The following is a 238-nucleotide window of genomic DNA, read 5'->3' as shown; positions in this document are numbered from 1 at the left end:
CTGTAGAGGTAGTCCCAACGATTGGCGTGGAAGGTATCGACGATGAGCGGTTTGCCCATGATAAACCGCACTAGGCGTCGGGTCATTCCGGGACGCAACTGGTCTATCATGTCCTGCGTTACGACGTTGCCTTGCTGGATGTCGATTTTATAGACGCCAGGAAACGAGCAACCGGCGAGTGCGGCAAGCCCCGCGAAAGCGAGACAGGTCAGCATGAGCTTGGCGTTTTGCATCGGTG

Annotated in this window: 1 protein-coding gene; it reads right to left on the bottom strand. The window is 56.3% G+C overall.

Annotated elements, in window-relative coordinates:
* Positions 1–238, bottom strand: a 238-nt coding sequence (locus ACLJNW_RS28355) for an outer membrane protein assembly factor BamE (RefSeq protein WP_410961986.1), incomplete at both ends; no start/stop codon positions are given.

Origin of the sequence: Salmonella sp. SAL4457 (genome assembly GCF_046548235.1) — a bacterium.
In the GTDB taxonomy this organism is placed as follows: domain Bacteria; phylum Pseudomonadota; class Gammaproteobacteria; order Enterobacterales; family Enterobacteriaceae; genus Salmonella; species Salmonella enterica.
This window is presented reverse-complemented; position numbering and strand designations above follow the sequence as displayed.